Origin of the sequence: Nocardiopsis sp. LDBS0036, assembly GCF_041228755.1 — a bacterium.
GTDB lineage: Bacteria > Actinomycetota > Actinomycetes > Streptosporangiales > Streptosporangiaceae > Nocardiopsis > Nocardiopsis dassonvillei.
This window is the reverse complement of sequence record NZ_CP141103.1, coordinates 6,482,192-6,505,583: the sequence shown is the minus strand read 5'-3', so window position 1 is coordinate 6,505,583 and position 23,392 is coordinate 6,482,192. Positions and strand designations below refer to the sequence as shown.

The following is a 23,392-nucleotide window of genomic DNA, read 5'->3' as shown; positions in this document are numbered from 1 at the left end:
CCACCGCGTCCCGGAGCCGACGACGGGGGGACCATGACAGTGCACCTGCCCGCCGACGGGTGGATCCTGGCGGCCGGGCTCCTGCTGGTGGCGGCGATCCTGGCCTCGGGCTTCGCCAACCGCATCCGGCTGCCCGGCCTGCTGCTGTTCCTGGCGCTGGGCATGTTCATCGCCGACGACGGGCTCGGGCTGATCCGCCTGGACAACCCCGAGATCGCCCAGATCGGCGGGACCGTCGGACTGATCCTCATCCTCTTCGAGGGCGGCCTGACGACCAAGCCCGGGGACCTGCGGCGCGCCGCCGCGCCCGGGTTCGCGCTGGCCACGGTGGCGGTGGCGGGCACGGCGCTGATCCTGGCGGCGGGCACGTACCTGCTGCTGGACGTGCGCCCCCTGACCGCCCTGCTCATCGGCGCGGTCGTGGCCCCCACCGACGCCGCGGCGGTGTTCGCCATGCTACGGAGGGCCCCGCTGCCCCGCAAGGTCGCCTCCCTGCTGGAGGTGGAGTCCGGCGCCAACGACCCGATCGCCATCCTGCTCACCATCGGACTCATCGCCACCTGGCGGGACACGCCGTCGCCGGCCGAGTGGGCGCTGTTCGCCCTCATGCAGCTGGTCGGGGGCCTGGCCGTGGGCGCCGTGGCGGGGCTGGCCGGAAGCTGGCTGCTGACCCGGATCAACCTGGGACCGGCGGGGGTCTACCCGGTGCTGGCGCTGGGCGTGGCCGGGGTCTCCTACGGCGCCGCGGCGCTGGCGGGCGCCTCGGGCTTCCTGGCGGTCTACGTCACCGGGCTGGTCGTGGGCGCCCGCGCTCCCCTGCGCCGGCGGGGCATCCGGACCTTCCACGAGGGGCTTTCCAGCACCGCCGAGGTGGGGCTGTTCCTGCTGCTGGGGATGCTGGTCTTCCCCTCCGACCTGCCGGGGGTGGCGCTCTCGGGGCTGGCCGTCAGCGCCGTCCTGGTGCTGGTGGCCCGACCGGTGACGGTGGCTCTGTGCCTGGTGTGGTTCGACTACACGTGGCGGGAGATCGCCTTCGTCAGCTGGGTGGGGCTGCGCGGGGCCGTGCCGATCGTGCTGGCCACGTTCCCCTTCGTGGCCGGGTACCCCGACGGCGCCCTGGTCTTCGACATCGTCTTCTTCGTCGTGCTGGTCTCCGCGGCGGTGCAGGGCACCAGCATCCGCACCGCCGCGGGCCTGCTGGGGCTGACCCGGGGCGGGCACTCGCTCGAACCCGTGGTGGCGGACGTGCCCATCAGCGACCTGGGCACCGAGCTGATCGAGGTGCGCGCGGCGCCGGGGCTCCACATCGTGGGCAGGCGGCTCGGGGAACTGGAACCGCCGCACGGCCTGGTCACCACGATCCTGCGGGGCAAGCGGGTGCTGGTGCCCTCGGCGCACACCCGGATCCGCGAGAACGACCTGCTCATCGTGGCCATGCCGCGCCGACCCGACGCCCAGAGGCTGGTCACCGCTTGGGCCAAGGGCGAGAGCGCGGGCGGGGCCTGAGGCGGGTCGCCCGTTCGGGGCCTCTCCGGAAGGCCCTTCCGGGGCCGTCGAGGTAACGGCGCAGGCCGCCGAGGACCGGCGGATCCCCCGAGCCCCGGCGGCGGGGGATGGCCCGTGGTCGAGCGGGTTGTCCTCGGCGCGCCCAGCGCTTCCCCCTGGGGCGGGGCGGCGGGCGCGCCGATGCGGCGGTGTACCGCCTGGTGGGAACGGGCGGGCGGCGTCGGCCCTCAGGAGGCGAAGAGCGCCGCGGCGTCCACCGCGGTCTGCGCCACCCCGTAGGCCAGGGCGGCGAGCACGATCACCCACAGCAGGATCGCGGTGACGGCGGAGGCGTTGGTGGTCCGGTTGCCTGACATGTGTGGCCCTTCATCGGTGACCGGTGAGGCGTGTGTGGGGTTTCGGGGGGCGGGGCCCGTCGCGGCCCCGCCCCCGGATCCGGGCTCAGCTCCGCCCGGCGACGCGTTCGCGGTCGCGCTGGTGGACCCGCTCGGGCAGGGGCCGGACCAGCATGTTCGCGAGGAAGCCCACGGCCATGACGCCGACCATGACGTAGAGGGAGAGCCCGTAGAGCTCGGCCCCGTCGCGTCCGGCGGCCAGCTGGGCGTCGGCGATGACGTTGACGATCATCGGCCCGGCGACCCCGGCCAGCGACCAGGCGGTGAGGAGCCTGCCGTGGACGGCGCCCACGTTGAAGGTGCCGAACAGGTCCTTCAGGTAGGCGGGCACCGTGGAGAAGCCGCCGCCGTAGAAGGACAGGATGATGCCGGTCAGCGCCACGAACAGCACGATCGAACTGGTTCCGGCGACGGCGATCAGCAGGTAGAGGAGCCCGCCCAGGCCGAGGTAGCCGATGTAGACGCGCTTGCGGCCGATCGCGTCGGAGGCCGAGGACCACACGAGCCGCCCGAGCATGTTGCACAGGGAGAGGAAGCCGACGTAACCCGCCGCCTCGGCCGGGCCGACCCCGGTGAAGAACTCCTGCACCATGGGCGAGGCCTGCTCCAGGATCCCGATCCCCGCCGTGACGTTGCAGAAGAGCACGGTCCACAGGAGCCAGAACTGCGGGGTGCGCACGGCGGTCTCCACCGACACCCCCTCCAGCGCCGGGGACACGCCGGCGGAGGCGCCCTTCGGCTCCTCGGCGGCGGCCCCCGGGGGCCGCCAGCCGGCCGGGGGGACGCGCACGGTGAAGGCGCCCAGCATCATGACCACGAAGTAGACCGCGCCCAGGGTGAGGAACGCGGGCGCGATGGCGTCCGCGGGGGTGTCGGCGTAGCGGTTGAGGAGTTCGGAGGACAGCGGCGAGGCGATGAGCGCGCCGCCGCCGAAGCCCATGATCGCGATGCCCGTGGCCAGGCCGGGCCGGTCGGGGAACCACTTGATGAGGGTGGAGACCGGCGAGATGTAGCCGATGCCCAGACCGAGCCCGCCGAGGAGGCCGTAGCCGAGGTAGACCAGCCAGAGCTGGCCGGTCGCCACGCCGAGCGCGGCGACCGCGAACCCGCCGGACCAGAACAGGCCGGAGACGAACATCGCCTTGCGCGGGCCGTTGCGCTCCACCCACTTGCCGCCGAACGCGGCCGACAGGCCGAGCATGACGATGGCGATGCTGAAGATGACACCGATCGCGGTCAGCGAGGTGTCGAACCGCTCGACCAGCGGGTTGCGGAAGACGCTGAACGCGTACACCTGGCCGATGGACAGGTGTACCGCCAGGGCCGCGGGCGGGATGAGCCACCGGCTGTGGCCGGGTGGCGCGATGCTCCTCTCGTAGTCGAGGAACGAGGTCAGGGGACTGGTGCGCGTCATGGATCCCGCTTCGTGTTCTGCCTTGTCGCGGTGGGGGCGCCGACGCCGGGGCCGCTCCTGCCGGTCCGGGATCCTCCCGGGGTTGCCGGGAACCGGGCTGGGCGGGGTGTTCCACCCTGTCGAGAGCAGCCCCCATCACGGAGAGTGATCGTACGAATGTCGAACGTCTGTGCCGGAAGCGAACTTATGTGATGAACGCGTCATGATCAAGCCCTCAGTGGCCACAAACCGGTCAAACACCCCATTTCTCTTGACGCCCCCGCGCCACCGGGACCACGGCGACGGCCGCGGCGGAGAAGAGCGCGCTCACCGCGAAGACGGAGGGCAGGCCCGCGAGGGTGATCACCGCCGCCATGAGCACCGGCGTCAGGGTCGTGCTGACCGCCTGGAGCCAGTTCTGCGCGGCCAGGGCCCGCCCCGCCCATGGGGTTCCCGCCGTCTCGGCGACGGCGGTGAAGGTCAGGCCGTTGTGCCACATCGTCAGGACCAGGCAGGCCAGGAGCAGCGGTACGGCCGTCCACGCCCAGGCCCCCGGCAGCGCCGCGAGCAGCACCAGGCAGACCCCCGAGACCACCGCCAGCCACCGCACCGGGCGCATCCGGTCCCCGGTCCGGTCGGACCAGACGCCCAGCAGCAGCCGCCCGGCCGCCCCGGGCACCTGCGCCACCGCGACGACCGCGCCCGCGGCGGGCGGGCTCCACCCCTGTTCCTGCACCAGGTAGATGACGGCGTAAGTCATCAGCGCGATCTGCGGGACGCCGAGCAGCATGCTCACCCCGTGCACCCGCCAGATGTGCCCGTGCCGGTAGGGCGACCCGGCCGCGGGGCGCGCGGCGCCGCCGCTGCTGTCAGCGGCGTCCTCGCCCGCGGGGGCCTCGGTGCGCGCGGCGTCGTCAGCGGCATCCGCGCTCGCGGTGTCCCCGGCCGCGGTGTCCCCGGCGGCCCCCGGTGCCGGGGGCCGCCCGGGAGCGGAGGCGGGCATCGCCAGCACGAACGGGACCGCCAGGAGCGCGAGCACCGCCGGGAGGGTCATCGCGCCGACGAACCCCCAGGCACCGGCGGCCCAGGGCAGCGCCAGGGCGGAGAGGCCAACGCCCAGGGGCAGCGCCGACTGGCGGACGCCCATGGCCAGTCCGCGTTCGCGCTCGGAGAACCACGACAGCACCAGCCGTCCGCTCGCCGCGTTGACCGGGCCGCCGACCGCGCCCACCAGCAGCAGGACCGCGACGGCCCCCCACAGCCCCGAGACCGCCCAGAGCAGGCCGAGCGCGCACGCCGTGAGCACCAGGCTCAGCGCCATCGTCGGCCGCTCCCCGAACCGGTCGATCACCAGGCCCCATACCAGGAGCGTGAGCAGCAGGCCGAGCGAGGGCAGACCGGCCAGCATCCCGGCCTGCGCGGTGGTGACGCCGAAGGCCTCCCTCAGCTGCGGCAGCACGACGGGCACGCCGAACATCGCCGACACACTGGCCACCTGCGCCACCATGCTGACCGAGAGGACGGCCCAACGGTTCCGTACGAGCACCCGGCCAGCCTAGGGAAGGCGCCGCCTGCGCGATCCACCGCCCCGGACCGCGACCGCCCGTTCCCGGGCGGTGTCCTCACCCGCCCCCGGCCGCGTCCCGGAGCCCCTTCCCCCATGGCCCGGGGTGACGCCTTCCCGCTGCTAACCGGCCGCGTCCGCCCGGTCCCGCCCCCTAACGGAACCCGGTTCCCCGCGCGCCCTCCCAGGCCCGAGCGGCCTCCTCCGGCGGCCCCGAGGCCGCGATCCGCCCGCCCGCGAGCACCAGGCAGTGGTCGGCGTCGAAGGCCTCGTCGGGGGCGTGGGTGGCGTGCACGACGGTGACCCCGTCGGCGCGGGCCCGCTCCAGGACGCGGCGCACGTACTCGCGCGCACGGTGGTCCAGCCCGGCCGAGGGCTCGTCCAGCAGGAGCAGGTCCGCCTCCTGCGCCAGGCCCTGGGCGATGAGCACCCGCTGGCGCTGACCGCCCGACAGCTCCCCGAGGCGGCGTTCGGCCAGGTCGGAGACGTCCAGTCGGTCCAGGCACTCCGCGACCACGGCGCGGTCGCGCCGGGTCAGCGGCCGCCAGAACCCCCGGTGGGCCCACCTCCCCATCGCGACGGCCTCGCGCACGGTGACCGGCAGGGCGTCGGGGACCGCGCTGCGCTGGACCACGAAGGCGGGGCGGGCCGGACGCGAGGCCCGGACCCCGCCCCGGCGGACCCTGACCGTGCCCGCCATGAGGCCGAGCAGCGTGGACTTGCCCGACCCGTTGGGCCCCACGAGCGCCGTGACCGCGCCCTCCGGGACCGCCGCGTCGACGCCCCGCAGGACGTCCTCGCGCCCGTATCCGGCGTACACACCGTCCAGTTCCAGACGGTTCATCCCGTTCCTCACGCTCACCCCGATGTGCAAATGACAATGGTTATCGTTATACAGTGTCCCACTATGGAAGCTCTGTTCGACCCGTTCGGGGTCGTGTTCGTGCAGCGTGCGCTGTGGGGAGGCATTCTGGTCTCCCTCATCTGCGCCGTCGCCGGGACCTGGGTGGTGCTGCGCGGCATGGCCTTCCTCGGCGACGCGATGTCGCACGGGATGCTGCCCGGGGTGGCCCTGGCGTCCCTGCTGGGCCAGAACCTCATGCTGGGCGCGGCCCTGGCCGCGGGCGCGATGGCCGCGGGCGTCACCGCGCTGGGCCGCTCGTCCCGGCTGTCCCAGGACACGAGCATCGGACTGCTCTTCGTCGGGATGCTCTCACTCGGCGTGATCCTGGTCTCGCACTCGTCCTCCTTCGCGGTCGACCTCACGGGCTTCCTGTTCGGGGACGTCCTGGCGGTGCGCGAACAGGACCTGGTCCACCTGGGCCTGGCACTGGCCGCGGCCCTGGTCGTCGCCGTCGCGGGGCACCGGGCGTTCCTCGCCCTGGCCTTCGACCCGCGCAAGGCCGCCACCCTGGGGCTGGCGCCCCGGGCCGCCCACGGCGTCCTGCTCGGCCTGGTCACCCTGGCCGTGGTCGCCTCGTTCCACGTGGTGGGCACGCTGCTGGTGTTCGGGCTGCTCATCGCGCCCCCGGCGGCCGCGGCCCTGTGGGCGCGCAGCGTGCCCGCGATCATGCTCGGCGCGGCCGTGCTGGGCAGCGCCGCGACCTTCCTCGGCCTGCTCGCCTCCTGGCACTGGGAGACGGCGGCCGGGGCCACGATCGCCGCCACGGCCACCGCGTTCTTCTTCGCCTCCGCGCTCGCGGCGGCCGCGCGCTCCCGCGGGCGCGGCTCCCCCGACCCGACCCCCGACCACCCCGTACAGATGGAGAGGCCGATGACACATGAGGCGTGAACACCGCACCGGCGCGCTGGGCGCGGCCGGACTGTCCGCCCTCGTCCTGCTGACCGGCTGCGGCGCCGCGCAGGACGGCACGGAGCAGCAGCCGGAGGAGGAGGTCCCGCACGGCTACGTCGAGGGCGCCGAGGAGACCGCCGAGCCCCAGTCCCGCCTCGTAGTCGCCGACCCGGCCAGCGGAGACGTCCGGGTGCTCGACCTGATCACCGAGGAGACGACGGAACTCGACCCCGTGGAGGGCCTCGACGGCATCGCCGGGGACGGCCGCTTCGCGTACCTGTACTCATCCGACCACCGGATGACCACCGTGGTGGACAGCGGGGCGTGGACCGTCGACCACGGGGACCACAAGCACTACTACCGGACCGGTGTCGGACTCGCGGGCACGGTGGAGGGCCTGGCCGCGGGCCGGGTCGCCTCCGACACCGCCCTGACCGCGCTGTCCGCGCCGGACGGCGCCGCCGTGCTCGACCGGGCCGCGCTGGAGGAGGGGTCGGTCGAGGAGGCCGCGGCCCTCCCCGACGGCGCCGCGGTGGTCCTGCCCTTCGCCGAACACCTCCTGGTGGCCGGGGGCGGCTCCGGGGGCGAGGTCGAGGTGCTCGACCGGGACGGCTCCCCCGTCGCCGCGCTCGACGCCGCCTGCACCGACCCCCTGGGCCAGGCCGTCACCCGGCGCGGAGCCGTCATCGGCTGCGCCGAGGGCGCCCTGCACGTCACCGAGGAGGACGGGGAGCTCTCCGGCGACTTGGTGGACTACCCCGGCGGCTCCGATGAGCGGGTCGAGGAGTTCGGGCACCGCCCCGGTTCGGCGACCCTGGCCTCGGTCTCGACCGGCGGCGACCTGTGGGTCCTGGACCTGGCCGAACCCGGCTGGACCGCGCTGGAACTGGAGGGCGCCGTGACCGCGACGGCCGTCGGCGAGGGCGCCCCCGTCCTGGCCCTGACCGGCGACGGGACCCTGCACTCCCTGGACCCGGCCTCGGGTGGGGAACTGGCCTCCGCCGACCTGCTCGACGGCACCGACACCGCGCACGCCCCCGTCATCCGCGCGGACACCAGCCGCGCCTACGTCAACGACACCGGGCGCGGTGTGGTGCACGAGATCGACTACAACGACGACCTGCGCGTGGCGCGCACCCTCGACCCGGGCATCGCGCCGCACCTCATGGTCGAGACGGGATGGTGACCGCCGTGACGGCTCCGAAGGCGCTCCTGCGCGCCGCGACCGCGTCCGCCCTGGCCGGGGCGGTCCTGCTCGGCACGGCCTCCTGCTCCTCGCAGGAGGACGGGGGCGAAGGGATCGTGGTGACCACCAACATCCTGGGCGACCTCACGCGGGAGGTCGTGGGCGAGGAGGCCGAGGTCACCGTCCTGATGAAGCCCAACGCGGACCCGCACTCCTTCGGCATCTCCGCTCGGGAGGCCGCGCTCGTGGAGAACGCGGCGCTCGTGGTCTACAACGGGCTCGGCCTGGAGGAGGGCGTGCTGCGCAACGTCGCCGCCGCCGAGGAGGCCGGGATACCCGCCCTGGAGGTCGGCGCCCAGGTGGACCCCCTGGCCTTCTCCCCCGGCGGGGACGCCGCGGACAACGAGGACGAGGGCGAGCCCGACCCGCACTTCTGGACCGACCCCCGGCGGGTCGTCCGGGCCGTGGAGCTGATCGCCGAACACGTGGTCGCCGAGGTGGACGGCGTGGACGCCGAGGCCGTGCGCGCCAACGCCGAGGCCTACACCGCACAGCTGGAGGAGCTGGACGCGTGGATGGCCGAGGAGTTCGCCGCGATCCCGGAGGAGGACCGCAACCTGGTGACCAACCACCACGTCTTCGGCTACCTCGCCGAACGCTACGGGTTCGAGGTCGTGGGCGCCGTGATCCCCAGCGGCACCACCCTGGCCTCGCCCAGCAGCTCCGACCTCAAGTCCCTGGCCGACGCCGTGAGCGCGGCGGGCGTCGAGGCCGTCTTCGCCGACTCCTCCCAGCCCGACCGCCTGGCCACGGCCATGGCGGAGGAGGCGGGCGTGCACATCGAGGTCGTCCCCCTGTTCTCCGAGTCGCTCAGCGAGGAGGGCGGGGGCGCGGCCACCTACCTGGAGATGATGCGCTCCAACACCGAGGCCATCGCCACCGGACTGCGTGGCGAGTGACCGGGCCGCAGTCCCGGCACGACCGCGGCGGCACCTTCCCCCGCCCGCAGCGGACCCTTCCACCCCGAAAGAGAGAAACGTGAACACCCCGACGAACAACGCGACGACGCGGTTCCCGGCACGGGCGGCGCTGCCCGTGCTGCTGTCCGCAGGACTGCTGCTGACCGCCTGCGGCACCGGCGAGGAGGCCCCGCAGGAGCAGGGCGGCGAGGAGCGGGCCGCCGCGCAGGCCGTGGTGGACAACCCGGTCGTCACCACCTACGACGGCGGCCTGTACGTCCTGGACGGCCAGACCCTGGAGGTCGTCCAGGACATCGCCCTGGAGGGGTTCAACCGGATCAACCCGGCGGGCGACGACCGGCACGTGCTGGTCTCCACCTCGGAGGGCTTCCAGGTCCTGGACGCGGCCGGCGCGGAGCTGACCGACACCCTCTTCCCCGCCGACACCCCCGGGCACGTCGTCCGGCACGCGGGCCGGACCGTGCTGTTCGCCGACGGCAGCGGCGAGATCACCGCCTTCGACACCGACTCCCTCGGCGACGGCCTGCCCGAGACCGACGTGACCAACGCGGAGGAGGCCCACCACGGCGTGGCCGTGGAGCTGGCCGACGGCGAGATGCTGCTGACCCTGGGCGACGAGGAGGAGCGCGTCGGCGCCGTCGTCCTGGACGCCTCCGGCGAGGAGGTCGCCCGCAGCGAGGAGTGCCCGGGCGTGCACGGCGAGACCACCGCCGAGGGCGAGGCGGTCGTCATCGGCTGCGAGGACGGCGTCCTGGTCTACCAGGACGGCGGGTTCACCAAGGTGGACAGCCCCGACGAGTACGGGCGCATCGGCAACCAGGCCGGGAGCGAGGAGTCGCCGATCGTGCTGGGCGACTACAAGACCGACCCCGACGCCGAGCTGGAGCGTCCCGAGCGGGTCGCGCTCGTGGACACCGCCGCGGGCGACCTGACCCTGGTGGACCTGCCCGCCAGCTACACCTTCCGCTCCCTGGGCCGCGGCCCCGAGGGGGAGGCCCTGGTCCTGGGCACCGACGGCAGCCTGCACGTGATCGACCCCGAGGCGGGCGAGGTCGTGGACAGCATCGAGGTCATGGACGAGTGGCAGGAGCCGCTGGAGTGGCAGCAGCCCCGCCCGGCGCTGTTCGTGCGCGGCGCGACCGCCTACGTGAGCGACCCCGCCACGAAGCAGGTCCACGCCCTGGACCTGGAGTCCGGTGAGCTCACGGCCTCGGTGACCCTGGACGCCGAGCCCAACGAGCTCAGCGGCGTCGCGTCCTAGACGCCCCTTCCCCGCCGGGGCGGGCGCGCGTCCCCCGCGCGCCCGCCCCGGCGTGCGTCACGGTGCCGGAACGCGCCGTTCAGGCGCAGCACGGCTGCCGGACGGCGGGCGGCGCCGGGCGCAGGCGGGGAGGGCCCGTGCGCGCCCGGACCGGACCCCCGCGAGCCGAGGCCGGTCCGAAGGACGGGACCGGGTCCCACCTGGCCGGGGCGGACGCCTCACCAGTCGTGCATCGAGCCGTCGAGCCTGCGGTTGACCGGCAGGTACCGGGCCTCGTAGGGGTAGCGGGCCGCGGCCTCCTCGTCGATCTCCACCCCCAGACCCGGCGCGTCGCCCGGGTGCATGTAGCCGTCCGCGAAGGTGTAGGAGGTCCGGAACACCTCGCTGGCGGGCTCCAGGTGCCCCATGTACTCCTGGATGCCGAAGTTGGGCACGGTCAGGTCCAGGTGCAGGGCCGCGGCGAACGACACCGGCGACAGGTCGCCCGCGCCGTGCGAGCCGGTGCGCACCCCGTACAGGTCGGCCAGGTCGAAGATCCGCCGCAGGTGCGTGATGCCCCCGCTGTGCGAGACCGACATGCGGATGTAGTCGATGAGCCGCTCGGTGATCAGGTGCTGGCAGTCCCAGATCGTGTTGAAGACCTCCCCCACCGCCAGCGGGGTGGTGGTGTGCTGGCGGATCGCGCGGAACGCCTCCTGGTCCTCGGCCGGGGTGGGGTCCTCGATCCAGAACATGCGGTAGGGCTCCAGCGACCTGCCCAGCTGGGCGGCCTCCAGCGGGGAGAGCCGGTGGTGCACGTCGTGCAGCAGGTGGAAGCCGTAGCCGAACCTCTCCCGGACCGCCTTCATCATCTCGGGCGCGAAGTCCAGGTAGGCGGGGGTGTGCCAGACGTTGTCGGTGGGCATCGCCGCGTCGGCGGGCTCGTAGGTGTGGCCGGTGCCGGGGTGGTGCAGCCCGTAGGTGCTCTCCAGGCCCGGGACGGCGGCCTGCACACGCACCGCCCGGTACCCCTGGTCCAGGAAGCCGCCGACCGAGTCCAGGAGGTCGTCCACGGACTGGCCGCTGGCGTGGCCGTAGACCATGACGCCGTCGCGCGCGGCTCCGCCGAGCAACTGGTGGACGGGCTTGCCGACCCGCTTGCCGAGGATGTCCCACAGGGCGCAGTCCACGGCGGCGATCGCGGTCATGGTGACGGGGCCGCGCCGCCAGTAGGCGCCGCGGTACAGGTACTGCCAGATGTCGTTGATACGTCCGGAGTCGCGGCCCACGAGCAGCGGGCAGACGTGGTCGCGCAGGTAGGAGGCGACGGAGAGTTCGCGGCCGTTCAGGGTGGCGTCGCCGAGGCCGGTGGTCCCGTCCTCGGTGGTGATCTTGAGGGTGACGTAGTTGCGTCCCGGGCACGTCACGATGACGTCGGCGGAGGTGATCCTCATGGGTGCTTCCTCGTGGGTGGGGGTGTACCGCGACACCCGGCGTAACCGGTCCGCGGGGGCGGCCGGACGGTGGCGCGCCCCCGCGGACCGGGGCCCTGGTGAGCCCGGCGGAGTCGCGCCGCGCTGTGCCGCCAACTCCCCGCGCTGTGCCTGACGTCGTAGATATATCGTTTTCCCACTAGGGTGTCGAGACCTGGAAAAACCTCTCTCACTGCGGTAGGGTCCGCCGAAACGTTCGGGTTCATCGTTTTCCCAAGGACTCCCCGGCACGCGTCGGGAAGCCCTCCACACACCCACGGGCGACCTGTCCGCGCCCCGCCCCCGCCATGCCCGCGACACCCGGGAGCGGCGGCGCGAGCGCGGGGAAGCCCGCCACAGCGAAGGGAGCGGCACTGGTGCGCGAGCAAGCCCCCGGCGCCCCGTCCGGTCGGAAGGCGCCATGACGGCCGTCCGCGGGTCCACCGGCCGCCCCACGATCTCCGACGTCGCCGCGCTGGCGGGGGTGTCGGTCTCGGCCGTGTCGAAGGTGGTCAACAACAAGGGCCGCATCGCCGAGCCCACCCGCCGGCGGGTCCTCGACGCCGTGGAGAAGCTCCAGTGGTCGCCCTCGGCCGCGGCCGTGGCCCTGCGCGGGGCCCGCACCCGGGCCATCGGCATGGTCTCGCGCCGCTCCCCCGACCTGCTGTCCTACGACCCGCACTTCGGCGTGCTGATCTCGGGCATCGAGCGCGAACTCGCCCCCATGGACTACGGTCTGCTGCTGCACATCGTGGGCGAGGAGGAGGACGCCGAACGGCGCGCCTACCGGCGTCTGGCCGAGGAGCGCCGGGTGGACGGAGTCATCCTCACCGAGAGCCTGGTCCGCGACCCCCGGTTCGACCTGCTGCGGAGGCTCGGGCTCCCCTCGGTGCTGATCGGCATGCCCTGGCGCGACGACCCGGTCGCCTCGGTGCTCGCCCCCGACCAGGAGCGGGGGCTGGTCGAGGCGGTCCGGCACCTGGCCTCGCTGGGGCACCGGCGGGTGGCCTACGTGTGCGGCCCCGAGGACCGCGTGCACACCGGGTTCCGCCGCCGGATCGTGGAGGAGCAGGTGCGGCGGCACGGGCTGTCCGCCGTCGTGCTGACGGTCCCCGACTTCACCACCGAGGGGGCGGCCGCGGCCACCGACGAGGCGCTGTCGGCGGCCGAGCGGCCCACCGCGATCCTGTTCGCCAACGACATGATGGCGATCGCCGGGATCAGCGCCGCGCGCAGGCGGGGGCTGGAGGTGCCCCGGGACCTGTCCGTCGTCGGCCACGACGGCCTGCCCCTGGGCGCGCTCGTACAGCCTCGGCTGACCACGGTCGGCCACGACCTGGTGGGGCTCGGGCGGGCCGCCGCGCTGACGCTCGTGGCCGCGCTGGACGGGGTGCCGGCCGACGTGCCCGCGATCGCCCCTCCCGGGCTGGTCGTGCGCGAGTCCACGGCGCCGCCCGGAGCCTGAGCGCGGACGGCGCGGGCCCCATCCATCGTCGGGCTCCCGTGGCCGGATGTTCCTCCCTGGGTGGAACGAGGGCCGCCGGAACGGGTCACTACCCTCTTCTCCCATGGAATCCATCAACGGCCGGCGAACGGTGCTCGCGGGCATCCCCCGCAGAGAGGGATACGGGATCGAGGCGCGGGTCGTCCACGGAGACGCCCCCGAGCTGGCGGGGTCCGGCCCCGGGGACTCCAGGGTGGCCCTCACCGCACCGCTGCTGAGGGTGATCGGCCCCCGCGGTCGGCGGCGGGTCGTGGTCGGCCGGTTCCGAGTGCGCACCGAGCGGGGCGAGGCGCCCGTGGTCGCCCTGGCCGTGCAGGCCGTGTGGGCGGAGAGCAGCGGCTGGCGCCAGGAGCGGCCCGCCGCCGGAAGCCCCGACGGCGAACTCGTGGCCTCGCTGGACGAACCCGCCCACGGCATCGTCGGGGACACGCGTTCCAGGGCGGTGGCCATGGTGAAGGCGTTCGCCGAGTCCTCGCGCAACGAGGTGCTGCGGCTGCGGGAGCTGCGCTACGAGCTGGAGCAGCGCATGGCCGACCACCTCGCCGGGCGGACTGACGGGCAGCTGCGCACCCTGCTCGCGGCGACCATCGAGCTCTCGTCCGCCGTCGGCCGGGCGCGCGACCAGGCTCTGGAGGACCACCGCGAGGTGCTGTGTGTCTGGAGGTGGGACAAGGAGGCCTACCTGCGCGTGCGGGACGGCCTGGTCACGGGGGCGGACGGCGCGCCCGCCTGGGAGGCGCGGCTGCGCGCGGGCGTACAGCACTGCGAGGCGATGGAGCGCGAACTGGCCGAGGAGTCGGACCGGCTCCAGGCACTGCTGGGCGGCATGTCGAGCTTCGCGGTGGCGCAGGGGGCCGAGGCACAGGAGCGGTTCACCCTGGCCGTCGGGGCCGGAGCCGCGGTGATCGGCCTTCCGGCCCTGGTGCTGGCGCTGTACGGCGCCAACCCCTACCTGCCGCTGGACTCCCTCGACCGCGCCTGGCGGCTGCTGCTGCCGATCGGGGCCACGGCCCTGGTCGCCGTGCTCGCGGTCCTGGCGTGGATGCCCGGCACCACCCGGCCCCGCCACTACCTGGTGGCGGTCGGGGCCGTGGCCGCCCTCGTGTCCGTGCTCCTGTTGGCGGGCGCGCTCGTCCCCGTCTGAGGCGTGCCCGGGGACGGGCGGTTCCGGCCCACGGCGGGGAGGGCCCTCCCCGCGGGCGGTCCCGGCGGACGGACCGGGTCGAGACGCCGCCCCTGATGGGGGTGGTTGCTTTTCCCCGGCAGATGAGATTCAAACCACCAAAATCACCCATGTTGTCCAAAACGTTACTTCTTCGCCTACTCTGATGCCCGACGTGACGTCAAACGGATGTCAACGCAGCTCAGAGGAGTTTCCTTGACCCCTGAACGACGAGCCGGCCTCTCACCGCGCTGGCGCTCCCGGTGGGTGGCCGCGGCCGCCGCGTCGGGGCTCATGATCTCCGGATACGCCCTCGTCGGCGCGGCCCACTCCCCCACCGGGTCCTTTCCCGGCCCCGGCGCGGCCGGTTGCGAGGCCGCCCAGGACAAGCGGCAGATGCGCGGGGCGTGGCTGACCACGGTCGGCAACATCGACTGGCCCTCCGAGCCGGGCCTGTCCGCCGAGGACCAGAAGGCGGAGATGGACCAGCGCCTGGACGAGGCGGTGGACCTCGGCCTGAACACCGTGTTCCTGCACGTGCGGCCCACCGCCGACGCCGTCTACGAGTCGGACCTGGAGCCGTGGTCGAAGTACCTCACCGGCGAGCAGGGCGGCGACCCCGGCTACGACCCGCTGGAGTACGCGGTGGCCGGAGCGCACGAGCGCGGCCTGGAGCTGCACGCCTGGTTCAACCCCTACCGGGTCGGCATGGACTCCGACATCGAGGAGCTGGCCGAGGACCACCCGGTCAGGGAGCACCCCGACTGGCTGGTGCGCTACGGCGGCGAGGGCTTCCTGGACCCGGGCAGGCCCGAGGTCCAGGAGTGGGTGACCCGCGTGATCATGGACGTGGTGGAGCGCTACGACATCGACGGCGTGCACTTCGACGACTTCTTCTACCCCTACCCCAAGGACGGCGAGGAGTTCGACGACGACCGGACGTGGGAGGAGTACGGCGACGGCTTCGAGGACCGCGAGGACTGGCGGCGCGACAACGTCAACGGCTTCGTCAGCGGTGTGCACGAGCGCATCGAGGAGGCCAAGCCCTGGGTGCGCTTCGGGATCTCCCCGTTCGGCATCTGGCGCAACGCCGAGAACGACCCCGCCGGGTCCGACACCTCGGGCCTGGAGTCCTACGAGGCCCAGCACGCCGACACCCGCGCCTGGATCCGGGAGGGGATGGTCGACTACGTCGTCCCGCAGCTGTACTGGGAGCGGGGCTTCGACGCCGCCGACTACGAGGAGCTGCTGCCGTGGTGGGCCGAGCAGGTCGAGGACACGGACGTGGACCTGTACGTCGGCCAGGGCGCGTACCGGGTCGGTGACCGCAACTGGACCGACGAGGACGCGCTGAGCACCCAGCTGGACTACTCCTCCGACCACCCCGAGGTCGACGGCGACGTCTACTTCTCCTTCAAGTCCCTGACAGGCGTGGCCGAGGAGGCCTACGCCCACCTGGCCGACGAGCACTACGGCGACCCCGCCCTGCCGCCCCTGGCGGGAGGGGACCGCGGAGGCCGGTCCCTGGCGGGCGCCGTGGAGGACGTGACCGCCGAGGTCGCGGACGAGCACACCGCGGTGGAGTGGGAGCGGGTGGAGGACGCGCGCTTCTACGCCGTCTACCGCCTGGACGCGCAGGAGGCCGCGCGGGCGGACTCGGGCGACCCGGAGGAGTACTGCGGCGTGCTCTCCTCCGACAACCTCGTGGGCGTGACCGGCGGGACCTCGCTGGAGGACTCCGGCCACACCGCCGAGGACGCCGCGAAGGCCGAGGAGAACGGTGAGGAGTCCGGTTCCGCGTACGTGGTGACGGCGCTGGACGACTACAGGGTCGAGGGGCCCGTGAGCGAGGTCGCCGACCCGCGCGGCTGAGCCGAGACCATCCGCGAGGACCCGCCGCCCGGAAGGGGCGGCGGGTCCTCGCGCTTCTCGAAGGCGTTCAGAAGAGAGGAGGGCGGTCCAGGTCCAGGACGTTGACGCCCTCCGCCTCCAGGAGTTCCTCGAAGGCGTCGAGCGACTCGGTTCCGATGAGGGCCGCCTCACTGCGGTGGATCGGCAGCAACCACAGGAACCGCGCTCCCCCGGCCTCCTCGGGCGCCCACTCCAACGCGGGTCCGTACGGATAGGGCGGGCTCACCAGCAGGTGGTCCATGCGGGAGCCGTCCGTCCAGGGGCCGCCGAGGTCGATGACGGAACCGACGTCGAGGCGGTACTCCTCGAAGGAGTGCAGGTGGCTCACCATGCCCAGGGTCTCGGCGTGGGCCCGCTCCGCGGTCGGCGCCACGAGGAAGAACTCGGTGCCGCCCCCGGCCTCGTGGACGGACGAGCCGACCGTCACGTAGGTCCAGCCCTCGCCCTCGTTCCTGGGCGCCACCCGGTAGGTGGCGAAGCCGGGAACCAGGTCGAGGACGGGGTTGTCCTCCCAGGTGACGGGCTCCACGGCGTGCCCCCGCCAGAACTCCCGAACGTGCCGCTCCAGCGCGGCGATCCGCGCGTCCTCCCCGGTCGCCAAGGAACCCGACCCCTCGCTGTGCCTCCGGTCGCCGGGGGGGCGTCGCCCTCCCGAAGCACCCGGTATACGGACATCTGGAACGGCCAGACTACGGCTTTCCGGCCGCGTCGCGGGCGTCCTCGTCCTCCGATGGTTCCTTCGGGTCCCGGCCGGAGCGGTTGGGCAGAGCCGAGTGGACGGCCGTCACGCTGAGCAGCGTCCCGGTCGCGAAGTACATGATGTAGACCGCCCACTCCAGGGGCACGAGGAACGGCAGGACCACGGCCCCGAGAAGCAGCGGCGCCACCGCCAGCAGCAGCGACCACCCCACCCGGCTGCCGCCGCGCGTGTCGGCCATGTACGCGCCCGCCGCGCACAGCGGTACGACCAGGCCCAGGAGGCGCAGGGGCGCGTAGAGGAACCCGGCGGCCAGGGTCAGCATCATGGTCCCGTAGTGCAGGTGCGGGAAGACCGTCGCCCACCCCATCAGCAGGGCCGTCAGGACCGCGAAGTGGACCACGAGCGCGATCAGCCACCGCAGCGCCCACAGGGTCGTCCTCAGCCGGGGGGTACCCGTACCGTGTTCCTCACCAGCGGTCTCCCTCTGCTGGGTGGGCCGTGAGCGCCCCGTTCTGGTGGGAAGACCAGACCCGGCTCCGGCGGAGGCCGATCCGGGGCCGGCCCCGCGGGTGCGCGCACGGGTCGGCGGGGACGCGGCCGACCCCGCATCGCGCGACGGGGCGGTTCTCAGAGCGTGACGGGGCCGTAGGAGTTCAGCGCCTCCACGATCTGGCGCTCCTCGTAGTCCAGGTGCGCCTCCACCTCGGCGGCCAGGCGCTCGACCTCGTCCCGGAGCCCGGCCGCCTCCCCGCCCTCCAGGAGCGCGCGGATGCGGTCCAGCGACCGGCTGACGAGCACGTGCTCCCGGGTCAGGCGCTCCAGGACGGGCGCGAGCCCGGGGTGGCTCCTGGCCAGTCCGGGCAGCATGCCCTTGTCCTCGGCGGTGTGGTGGCCGTGCAGGAAGTCGCAGAAGGACAGGCACTTCTTGCGCAGCTGCTCGTCCAGGGGCGCCGGGACCCCGGAGGGGGCGCCTCCCCCGGCGAGGTCGCGGCGCAGCGAGGCGAGTTCGCCCCGCAGCATGTCGTGGATCTTGACGAGCTGGTCGCCCAGCGCCTCGATGCGCTGTCCCTCGGGGACGGGGGCGGCGGTCCGGTCGCTCATGTGCTCTCTCTCGGTGGAGGGGAAGGCATCCGAAAAATGCCAGTGATGGCATACTGCTAGTGACTGGCACATCAGGCAACGGGTTTTTCCCGGCCCCGGAGAGACCGCCGTATCCTGGCCCGATGACCGCCGAGCCCTTCCACGACGAGGAGTCCGCACTCCCCCTGCGCGAACGCAAGAAGCTGCGCACGCGGCGGGTGCTCGCCGACACCGCGCTTCGGATGTTCCTGGAGCGGGGCTTCGACCAGACCACGCTGGACGACCTGGTGGCCACGGCCGAGGTGTCGGTGCGCACCTTCTTCCGCTACTACTCCTCCAAGGAGGAGGTCGCCCTGGCCGCCGAGGGCGAACTGTGGGAGGCCTACGCCGCCGAGGTGGAGCGCATGAGCGTCACCGGCCCCGTCCTGCCCCTCCTGCGCGACTGCTACGCGAACGCGGTGCGCGGCCTGCCAGGCGACTGGACCGAGCGCTACCTGGCCACCCGGAAACTGGTCGCCCGCAATCCGGTGCTGAACGCGCACCACGCTGGCTCCGTCCAGGCCCTCCGGGTGCGGCTGACCGAACTGCTGGAGGAGGAGACCGGCACCGACAGCCGGGCGGACGTGCGGCTGCGGCTGGTCAGTGAGATGGCCCTGGCCGCGGTGCGCTACGGGAGCATGAACTGGGTCCGTGCCTACCGGCGCAGCGACCGCACCGGCGACGCCGCGACGCTCCTCGCCGAGGTCACCGCCGCCTTCGACGCCCTGCCCTGCGCGCTGACGCTGTCACCGGACACGCTCGCGCCCTTCGACTGAACCGGTGGGCGCCGGGGCCCCGCCCGCATACACCGAGGCCGTCCGGGGTAGGCGAGGATCCGTCCACCAGACGCCGTTCCGCCACGACCGGAGGAGGGTGTACGCGATGACACGCCGTTTCGACGTCGGTGACCATGTCAGCTGGAACTCCGAGGCCGGACGGGTGTCCGGCACGATCACGAGGGTCCACACCAGCGACTTCGAGTTCAGGGGCCGTACTCGCCGCGCCTCCGAGGACGAGCCGCAGTACGAGATCAGGAGCGACAAGACCGACCACGTCGCGGCGCACAAGGACGGGGCCCTGACCCGCGTGTCCGGCGACGGCTAGCCGGATGGCTCCGCCGTTCCTCACCGTCGGCCACTCCGACCGCACGTTCGAGGAGTTCGCCGCGCTGTTGCACGAGAACGGCGTGCACGTGGTGGTCGACGTGCGCAGGCTCCCGGGGTCGCGCCGCAACCCGCAGTTCGACGGGGACGTCCTCTCCGAGTCCCTGCTCGGCGTCGGCATACGTTACTCGCGCGTCGCGGAACTCGGCGGTCGGCGCCCGGTCGCCAGGGACGTGGCCCCCGAGGTCAACGGGTTCTGGCGCAACCGCAGTTTCCACAACTACGCCGACCACGGGCTCTCCGACGAGTTCGGCTCGGGGCTCGCCCGGCTGCGCGAGGCGGGCGAGGACCACCGCGCCGCCGTGATGTGCTCGGAGGCGGTGTGGTGGCGCTGCCACCGGCGCATCATCGCCGACCACCTGCTCGCCCGCGGCCACGAGGTCCTCCACGTCATGGCCGCCCACCGCGTGGACGCCGCCCGGCTCACTCCGGGGGCCGTCGTGCACACCGACCGCACCGTCACCTACCCGGTGCGGCCCTCGGACGCGGACGGCGGCGGGGACGCCCGGGAGGACGGGTCCCCCCGGGTGTGACGCGAGCCCGGCCCGGGGAAGACAGCCCGCGACACCCGCCGGGGTTCGTCGCACCCCGCCCCGCGCGACACGCCGACGCCACGAAACGCCCGCCGGAAGCCGTACTCGGCGCGAAGGACGGCCCCGGTGGGTCGCGCCGAACCCTCTTCTGGTTAACGTACGGGTGTTCCACCCGGCCGCGGGCCCCCGGCGACGGTGCCGGTTCTTGCGCCCACGGCACCACGCCTGACCGACCAGGAGGAGTGCGCCATGTTCCGCAAAGTGCTCGTGGCCAACCGGGGCGAGATCGCCATCCGCGCGCTGCGCGCCGGTTACGAGTTGGGCGCCCGCACCGTCGCCGTCTTCCCCCACGAGGACCGCGGCTCCCTGCACCGGCTCAAGGCCGACGAGGCCTACCAGATCGGCGAGCCCGGCCACCCGGTGCGCGCCTACCTGTCCGTGGACGAGATCGTGGGCGCCGCCCGCCGGGCCGGGGCCGACGCCGTCTACCCCGGCTACGGCTTCCTGTCGGAGAACCCCGAGCTGGCCCGCGCGTGCGAGCGCGCCGGGATCACCTTCGTGGGCCCGCCCGCCGACGTGCTGGAACTGACCGGCAACAAGGCCAGTGCCGTGGCCGCCGCCCGGGAGGCGGGCGTGCCCGTCCTGGAGTCCAGCGAGCCCTCCGACGACGTGGAGGCCCTGGTGGCCGCCGCGGAGCGGATCGGCTTCCCGCTCTTCGTCAAGGCCGTGGCCGGAGGGGGCGGGCGGGGCATGCGCCGCGTCCAGGAGCCCGAGCGGCTGCGCGAGGCGGTGGAGGCGGCCATGCGCGAGGCCTCCGCCGCGTTCGGCGACGCCACCGTGTTCCTGGAGCGCGCCGTGGTCGACCCCCGCCACATCGAGGTGCAGATCCTCGCCGACGGCGAGGGCGGCGTCGTGCACCTCTACGAGCGCGACTGCTCCCTCCAGCGGCGCCACCAGAAGGTCATCGAGCTGGCCCCCGCGCCCAACCTCGACCCGGACCTGCGCGACCGCATCTGCGCGGACGCGGTGCGCTTCGCCCGCCGGATCGGCTACCGCAACGCGGGCACGGTCGAGTTCCTGGTCGGCGCGGACGGCAGCCACGTCTTCATCGAGATGAACCCGCGCATCCAGGTCGAGCACACGGTGACCGAGGAGATCACCGACGTGGACCTGGTGCAGTCCCAGCTGCGGATCGCCTCCGGCGAGACCCTGTCCGACCTGGGCATCTCCCAGGAGGGCGTCTACGTGCGCGGCGCGGCGCTCCAGTGCCGCATCACCACCGAGGACCCCGCCAACGGCTTCCGTCCCGACACCGGGACCATCAGCGCCTACCGCTCCCCCGGCGGCTCGGGCATCCGCCTGGACGGCGGCACCTCCGCGGCGGGCACCGAGATCAGCCCGCACTTCGACTCGCTGCTGGTCAAGCTCACCTGCCGGGGCCGCGACCTGGCCACCGCGGTCAGCCGGGCGCGCCGGGCCGTGGCCGAGTTCCGCATCCGCAGCATCGCCACCAACATCCCCTTCCTCCAGGCGGTGCTGGACGACCCCGACTTCCAGGCGGGGCGGATCACCACCTCCTTCATCGAGGAGCGCCCGCACCTGCTGACCGCGCGGCCCTCCGCCGACCGCGGCACGCGCCTGCTCACCTACCTGGCCGACGTCACGGTGAACAAGCCGCACGGGGAGCGCCCCCAGCTGGTGGACCCCGCCACCAAGCTGCCGCCGCTGCCCGAGCCCGCCGGACCGCCGCCCCCGGGTTCGCGCCAGCGCCTGGCCGAACTGGGCCCTGAGGGGTTCGCGCGGTGGCTGCGCGAGTCGCCGAACCTGGGCGTCACCGACACCACCTTCCGCGACGCGCACCAGTCGCTGCTGGCCACCCGGGTGCGCACCCACGACCTGCTGGCCGCGGCGCCCGCGGTCGCGCACACGCTGCCCGAGCTGCTGTCCCTGGAGTGCTGGGGCGGCGCCACCTACGACGTGGCGCTGCGCTTCCTGGCCGAGGACCCCTGGGAGCGGCTGGCGGCGCTGCGCGAGGCGGTGCCCAACATCTGCCTCCAGATGCTGCTGCGCGGGCGCAACACGGTGGGGTACACCCCCTACCCGACCGAGGTGACCGACGCGTTCGTGCGCGAGGCCGCCGAGACGGGCGTGGACGTCTTCCGGATCTTCGACGCGCTCAACGACGTCGAGCAGATGCGCCCGGCCATCGAGGCCGTGCGCGCGACCGGGACCTCGGTGGCCGAGGTGGCACTGTGCTACACCTCGGACCTGTCCGACCCCGGCGAGAAGCTCTACACGCTGGACTACTACCTCAAACTGGCCGAGCGGATCGTGGACGCGGGCGCGCACGTGCTCGCGATCAAGGACATGGCCGGTCTGCTGCGCGCTCCGGCCGCGGCGAAGCTGGTCACGGCGCTGCGCAGCGAGTTCGACCTGCCGGTGCACGTGCACACCCACGACACCCCGGGCGGGCAGCTGGCCACCTACCTGGCGGCGGTCAACGCCGGGGCGGACGCCGTGGACGGCGCGGTGGCGTCGATGGCGGGCACCACCTCGCAGCCGTCGCTGTCGGCGATCGTGGCCGCCTTCGACCACTCCGAGCACTCCACGGGCCTGAGCCTGGACGCGGTCAACGAACTGGAGCCGTACTGGGAGGCGGTGCGCCGGGTCTACGCGCCCTTCGAGGCCGGGCTGTCCTCGCCCACGGGCCGGGTGTACCACCACGAGATCCCGGGCGGGCAGCTGTCCAACCTGCGCACGCAGGCGGTCGCGCTGGGGCTGGGCGAGCACTTCGAGGAGATCGAGGCGATGTACGGCGCCGCCGACCGGATGCTCGGGCACCTGGTGAAGGTCACCCCCTCCTCCAAGGTCGTGGGCGACCTGGCGCTGCACCTGGTCGGCGCGGGGGTCTCCCCGGCCGACTTCGAGGCCGACCCCGGGCGCTTCGACGTCCCGGACTCGGTGGTGGGGTTCCTGCGCGGTGAGCTGGGCGTCCCGCCCGGCGGGTGGCCCGAGCCCCTCCGCACGCGGGCGCTCCAGGGGCGCTCCGAGGCGCGGCCCGCTCAGGAGCTGAGCGAGCAGGACCGCGCGGGACTGGCCGAGGACCGGCGGGCCACGCTCAACCGGCTGCTCTTCCCCGGTCCGACGCGGGAGTTCGAGGAGCACCGGGCGGCCTACGGCGACACCAGCGTGCTCTCCAGCGCGGACTTCTTCTACGGCCTGCGCGCGGGCGAGGAGTACGCGGTGGACCTGTCGCCGGGCGTGCGGCTGCTCATCCAGCTGGAAGCGGTGGGCGAGGCCGACGAGCGCGGCGTGCGCACGGTGATGGCCACGCTCAACGACCAGCTGCGCCCGCTCCAGATCCGCGACCGGGCCCTGGCCTCGCAGGTGCGGTCCGCCGAGAAGGCGGACCGCAGCGACCCCGGCCAGGTCGCGGCGCCCTTCGCGGGCGCGGTGACCCTGACGGTCGCCGAGGGCGAGGCGGTGGAGGCCGGTGCGACGGTGGCCACCATCGAGGCGATGAAGATGGAGGCCGCGATCACCGCGCCCGTGTCGGGGACGGTCACGCGGGTGGCGGTCGACCGGGTGCAGAAGGTGGAGGGCGGCGACCTGCTGGTCTGCCTCGGCTGAGCCGGACGTCCGGTCCGTTCGGGCCCGGCGGGCGCCTACGGGTGCCCGCCGGGCCCTTTTCCCGGCCGGGGTCCCGGCGGGGAGAGGACGGCTCCGGCGGGGTCCGTCCGGGGGGCTCGGGCGGGGGTTCCTCCGCACC

The 23,392-nt window shown here is 73.7% G+C and carries 20 protein-coding genes; 12 read left to right on the top strand and 8 right to left on the bottom strand.

All coding sequences use genetic code 11. The features are described from left to right. Window positions 1-33: 33 nt before the first annotated feature. Window positions 34-1,506 carry a potassium/proton antiporter gene (locus UIS43_RS27660; RefSeq protein WP_198662453.1) on the top strand — a complete coding sequence of 491 codons (1,473 nt, stop codon included), beginning with the start codon at window positions 34-36 and terminating at the stop codon, window positions 1,504-1,506. Between the two features lie 227 nt (window positions 1,507-1,733). Here UIS43_RS27660 and UIS43_RS27655 read toward each other — a convergent pair whose 3' ends face one another. The 4 genes from UIS43_RS27655 to aztA all read right to left on the bottom strand — a co-directional run bounded on the left by UIS43_RS27655 (window position 1,734) and on the right by aztA (window position 5,702). Further along, a complete protein-coding gene (locus tag UIS43_RS27655; RefSeq protein WP_013152218.1) occupies window positions 1,734-1,862 on the bottom strand; it encodes a hypothetical protein in 129 nt (42 codons plus the stop codon). Between the two features lie 85 nt (window positions 1,863-1,947). Beyond that, window positions 1,948-3,315, bottom strand: a complete 1,368-nt coding sequence (locus UIS43_RS27650) for an OFA family MFS transporter (RefSeq protein WP_370012101.1) — start codon at window positions 3,313-3,315, stop codon at window positions 1,948-1,950. Between the two features lie 232 nt (window positions 3,316-3,547). After that, the gene (locus UIS43_RS27645) at window positions 3,548-4,840 is read right to left on the bottom strand and encodes an MFS transporter (protein ID WP_370012099.1); all 1,293 of its coding nucleotides are present in this window, start codon (window positions 4,838-4,840) and stop codon (window positions 3,548-3,550) included. Window positions 4,841-5,012: 172 nt separating this feature from the next. Next, complete coding sequence (aztA, locus tag UIS43_RS27640) at window positions 5,013-5,702, bottom strand: zinc ABC transporter ATP-binding protein AztA (RefSeq protein ID WP_370012098.1); 690 nt, start codon at window positions 5,700-5,702, stop codon at window positions 5,013-5,015. Between the two features lie 63 nt (window positions 5,703-5,765). Between aztA and aztB the strand changes: the two genes are divergently transcribed. From aztB to aztD, 4 genes are all read left to right on the top strand, one after another. Continuing rightward, window positions 5,766-6,650, top strand: coding sequence for a zinc ABC transporter permease AztB (gene aztB / locus UIS43_RS27635; RefSeq protein ID WP_013152214.1), 885 nt, complete (start codon window positions 5,766-5,768; stop codon window positions 6,648-6,650). Continuing rightward, window positions 6,640-7,839, top strand: coding sequence for an ABC transporter (locus UIS43_RS27630; protein WP_071621722.1), 1,200 nt, complete (start codon window positions 6,640-6,642; stop codon window positions 7,837-7,839). The genes aztB and UIS43_RS27630 overlap by 11 nt, the downstream gene beginning before the upstream one ends. Beyond that, a complete protein-coding gene (gene aztC / locus UIS43_RS27625) occupies window positions 7,833-8,798 on the top strand; it encodes a zinc ABC transporter substrate-binding protein AztC (RefSeq protein ID WP_013152212.1) in 966 nt (321 codons plus the stop codon). The genes UIS43_RS27630 and aztC overlap by 7 nt, the downstream gene beginning before the upstream one ends. Window positions 8,799-8,877: 79 nt before the next feature. Then, window positions 8,878-10,080 (top strand): zinc metallochaperone AztD, encoded by a 1,203-nt coding sequence (gene aztD, locus UIS43_RS27620; RefSeq protein ID WP_370012096.1) that lies wholly within the window; start codon window positions 8,878-8,880, stop codon window positions 10,078-10,080. Window positions 10,081-10,298: 218 nt separating this feature from the next. Here aztD and manD read toward each other — a convergent pair whose 3' ends face one another. Continuing rightward, complete coding sequence (gene manD, locus UIS43_RS27615; RefSeq protein ID WP_117198317.1) at window positions 10,299-11,513, bottom strand: D-mannonate dehydratase ManD; 1,215 nt, start codon at window positions 11,511-11,513, stop codon at window positions 10,299-10,301. Window positions 11,514-11,952: 439 nt separating this feature from the next. On the opposite strand from manD, the gene UIS43_RS27610 reads away from it, so the two are divergent. From UIS43_RS27610 to UIS43_RS27600, 3 genes are all read left to right on the top strand, one after another. Further along, window positions 11,953-12,996, top strand: coding sequence for a LacI family DNA-binding transcriptional regulator (locus tag UIS43_RS27610; RefSeq protein ID WP_071621720.1), 1,044 nt, complete (start codon window positions 11,953-11,955; stop codon window positions 12,994-12,996). Window positions 12,997-13,099: 103 nt separating this feature from the next. Then, a complete protein-coding gene (locus tag UIS43_RS27605; RefSeq protein WP_013152208.1) occupies window positions 13,100-14,179 on the top strand; it encodes a hypothetical protein in 1,080 nt (359 codons plus the stop codon). A 285-nt stretch (window positions 14,180-14,464) separates the two neighbouring features. Next, window positions 14,465-16,069: a glycoside hydrolase family 10 protein gene (locus UIS43_RS27600; RefSeq protein ID WP_370013283.1), complete on the top strand. Its 1,605-nt coding sequence runs from the start codon at window positions 14,465-14,467 to the stop codon at window positions 16,067-16,069. A 67-nt stretch (window positions 16,070-16,136) separates the two neighbouring features. Here UIS43_RS27600 and UIS43_RS27595 read toward each other — a convergent pair whose 3' ends face one another. From UIS43_RS27595 to UIS43_RS27585, 3 genes are all read right to left on the bottom strand, one after another. Continuing rightward, window positions 16,137-16,709 (bottom strand): suppressor of fused domain protein, encoded by a 573-nt coding sequence (locus UIS43_RS27595; RefSeq protein ID WP_130397257.1) that lies wholly within the window; start codon window positions 16,707-16,709, stop codon window positions 16,137-16,139. Window positions 16,710-16,797: 88 nt separating this feature from the next. Further along, window positions 16,798-17,208 carry a hypothetical protein gene (locus UIS43_RS27590; RefSeq protein ID WP_013152205.1) on the bottom strand — a complete coding sequence of 137 codons (411 nt, stop codon included), beginning with the start codon at window positions 17,206-17,208 and terminating at the stop codon, window positions 16,798-16,800. Window positions 17,209-17,435: 227 nt separating this feature from the next. Then, window positions 17,436-17,909 carry a hemerythrin domain-containing protein gene (locus UIS43_RS27585; protein WP_013152204.1) on the bottom strand — a complete coding sequence of 158 codons (474 nt, stop codon included), beginning with the start codon at window positions 17,907-17,909 and terminating at the stop codon, window positions 17,436-17,438. A 122-nt stretch (window positions 17,910-18,031) separates the two neighbouring features. On the opposite strand from UIS43_RS27585, the gene UIS43_RS27580 reads away from it, so the two are divergent. From UIS43_RS27580 to UIS43_RS27565, 4 genes are all read left to right on the top strand, one after another. Further along, entirely contained in the window at window positions 18,032-18,703 is a 672-nt protein-coding gene (locus UIS43_RS27580) for a TetR family transcriptional regulator (RefSeq protein WP_071621718.1), read from the top strand. A gap of 106 nt (window positions 18,704-18,809) precedes the next feature. Then, complete coding sequence (locus UIS43_RS27575; protein ID WP_013152202.1) at window positions 18,810-19,031, top strand: DUF2945 domain-containing protein; 222 nt, start codon at window positions 18,810-18,812, stop codon at window positions 19,029-19,031. Between the two features lie 4 nt (window positions 19,032-19,035). Further along, on the top strand, window positions 19,036-19,623 hold the full coding sequence (locus UIS43_RS27570; RefSeq protein ID WP_013152201.1) for a DUF488 family protein: 588 nt from the start codon (window positions 19,036-19,038) through the stop codon (window positions 19,621-19,623). A gap of 249 nt (window positions 19,624-19,872) precedes the next feature. Then, window positions 19,873-23,253: a pyruvate carboxylase gene (locus tag UIS43_RS27565; protein ID WP_370012093.1), complete on the top strand. Its 3,381-nt coding sequence runs from the start codon at window positions 19,873-19,875 to the stop codon at window positions 23,251-23,253. Window positions 23,254-23,392: the final 139 nt, after the last annotated feature.

Coding starts and splice junctions, on each gene's coding strand:
- UIS43_RS27660 (WP_198662453.1), top strand. CDS start 34: ATGACAGTGCACCTGCCCGCCGACGGGTGGATCCTGGCGGCCGGGCTC.
- UIS43_RS27655 (WP_013152218.1), bottom strand. CDS start 1,862: ATGTCAGGCAACCGGACCACCAACGCCTCCGCCGTCACCGCGATCCTG.
- UIS43_RS27650 (WP_370012101.1), bottom strand. CDS start 3,315: ATGACGCGCACCAGTCCCCTGACCTCGTTCCTCGACTACGAGAGGAGC.
- aztA (WP_370012098.1), bottom strand. CDS start 5,702: ATGAACCGTCTGGAACTGGACGGTGTGTACGCCGGATACGGGCGCGAG.
- aztB (WP_013152214.1), top strand. CDS start 5,766: ATGGAAGCTCTGTTCGACCCGTTCGGGGTCGTGTTCGTGCAGCGTGCG.
- UIS43_RS27630 (WP_071621722.1), top strand. CDS start 6,640: ATGAGGCGTGAACACCGCACCGGCGCGCTGGGCGCGGCCGGACTGTCC.
- aztC (WP_013152212.1), top strand. CDS start 7,833: ATGGTGACCGCCGTGACGGCTCCGAAGGCGCTCCTGCGCGCCGCGACC.
- manD (WP_117198317.1), bottom strand. CDS start 11,513: ATGAGGATCACCTCCGCCGACGTCATCGTGACGTGCCCGGGACGCAAC.
- UIS43_RS27610 (WP_071621720.1), top strand. CDS start 11,953: ATGACGGCCGTCCGCGGGTCCACCGGCCGCCCCACGATCTCCGACGTC.
- UIS43_RS27605 (WP_013152208.1), top strand. CDS start 13,100: ATGGAATCCATCAACGGCCGGCGAACGGTGCTCGCGGGCATCCCCCGC.
- UIS43_RS27585 (WP_013152204.1), bottom strand. CDS start 17,909: ATGAGCGACCGGACCGCCGCCCCCGTCCCCGAGGGACAGCGCATCGAG.
- UIS43_RS27580 (WP_071621718.1), top strand. CDS start 18,032: ATGACCGCCGAGCCCTTCCACGACGAGGAGTCCGCACTCCCCCTGCGC.
- UIS43_RS27575 (WP_013152202.1), top strand. CDS start 18,810: ATGACACGCCGTTTCGACGTCGGTGACCATGTCAGCTGGAACTCCGAG.
- UIS43_RS27570 (WP_013152201.1), top strand. CDS start 19,036: ATGGCTCCGCCGTTCCTCACCGTCGGCCACTCCGACCGCACGTTCGAG.
- UIS43_RS27565 (WP_370012093.1), top strand. CDS start 19,873: ATGTTCCGCAAAGTGCTCGTGGCCAACCGGGGCGAGATCGCCATCCGC.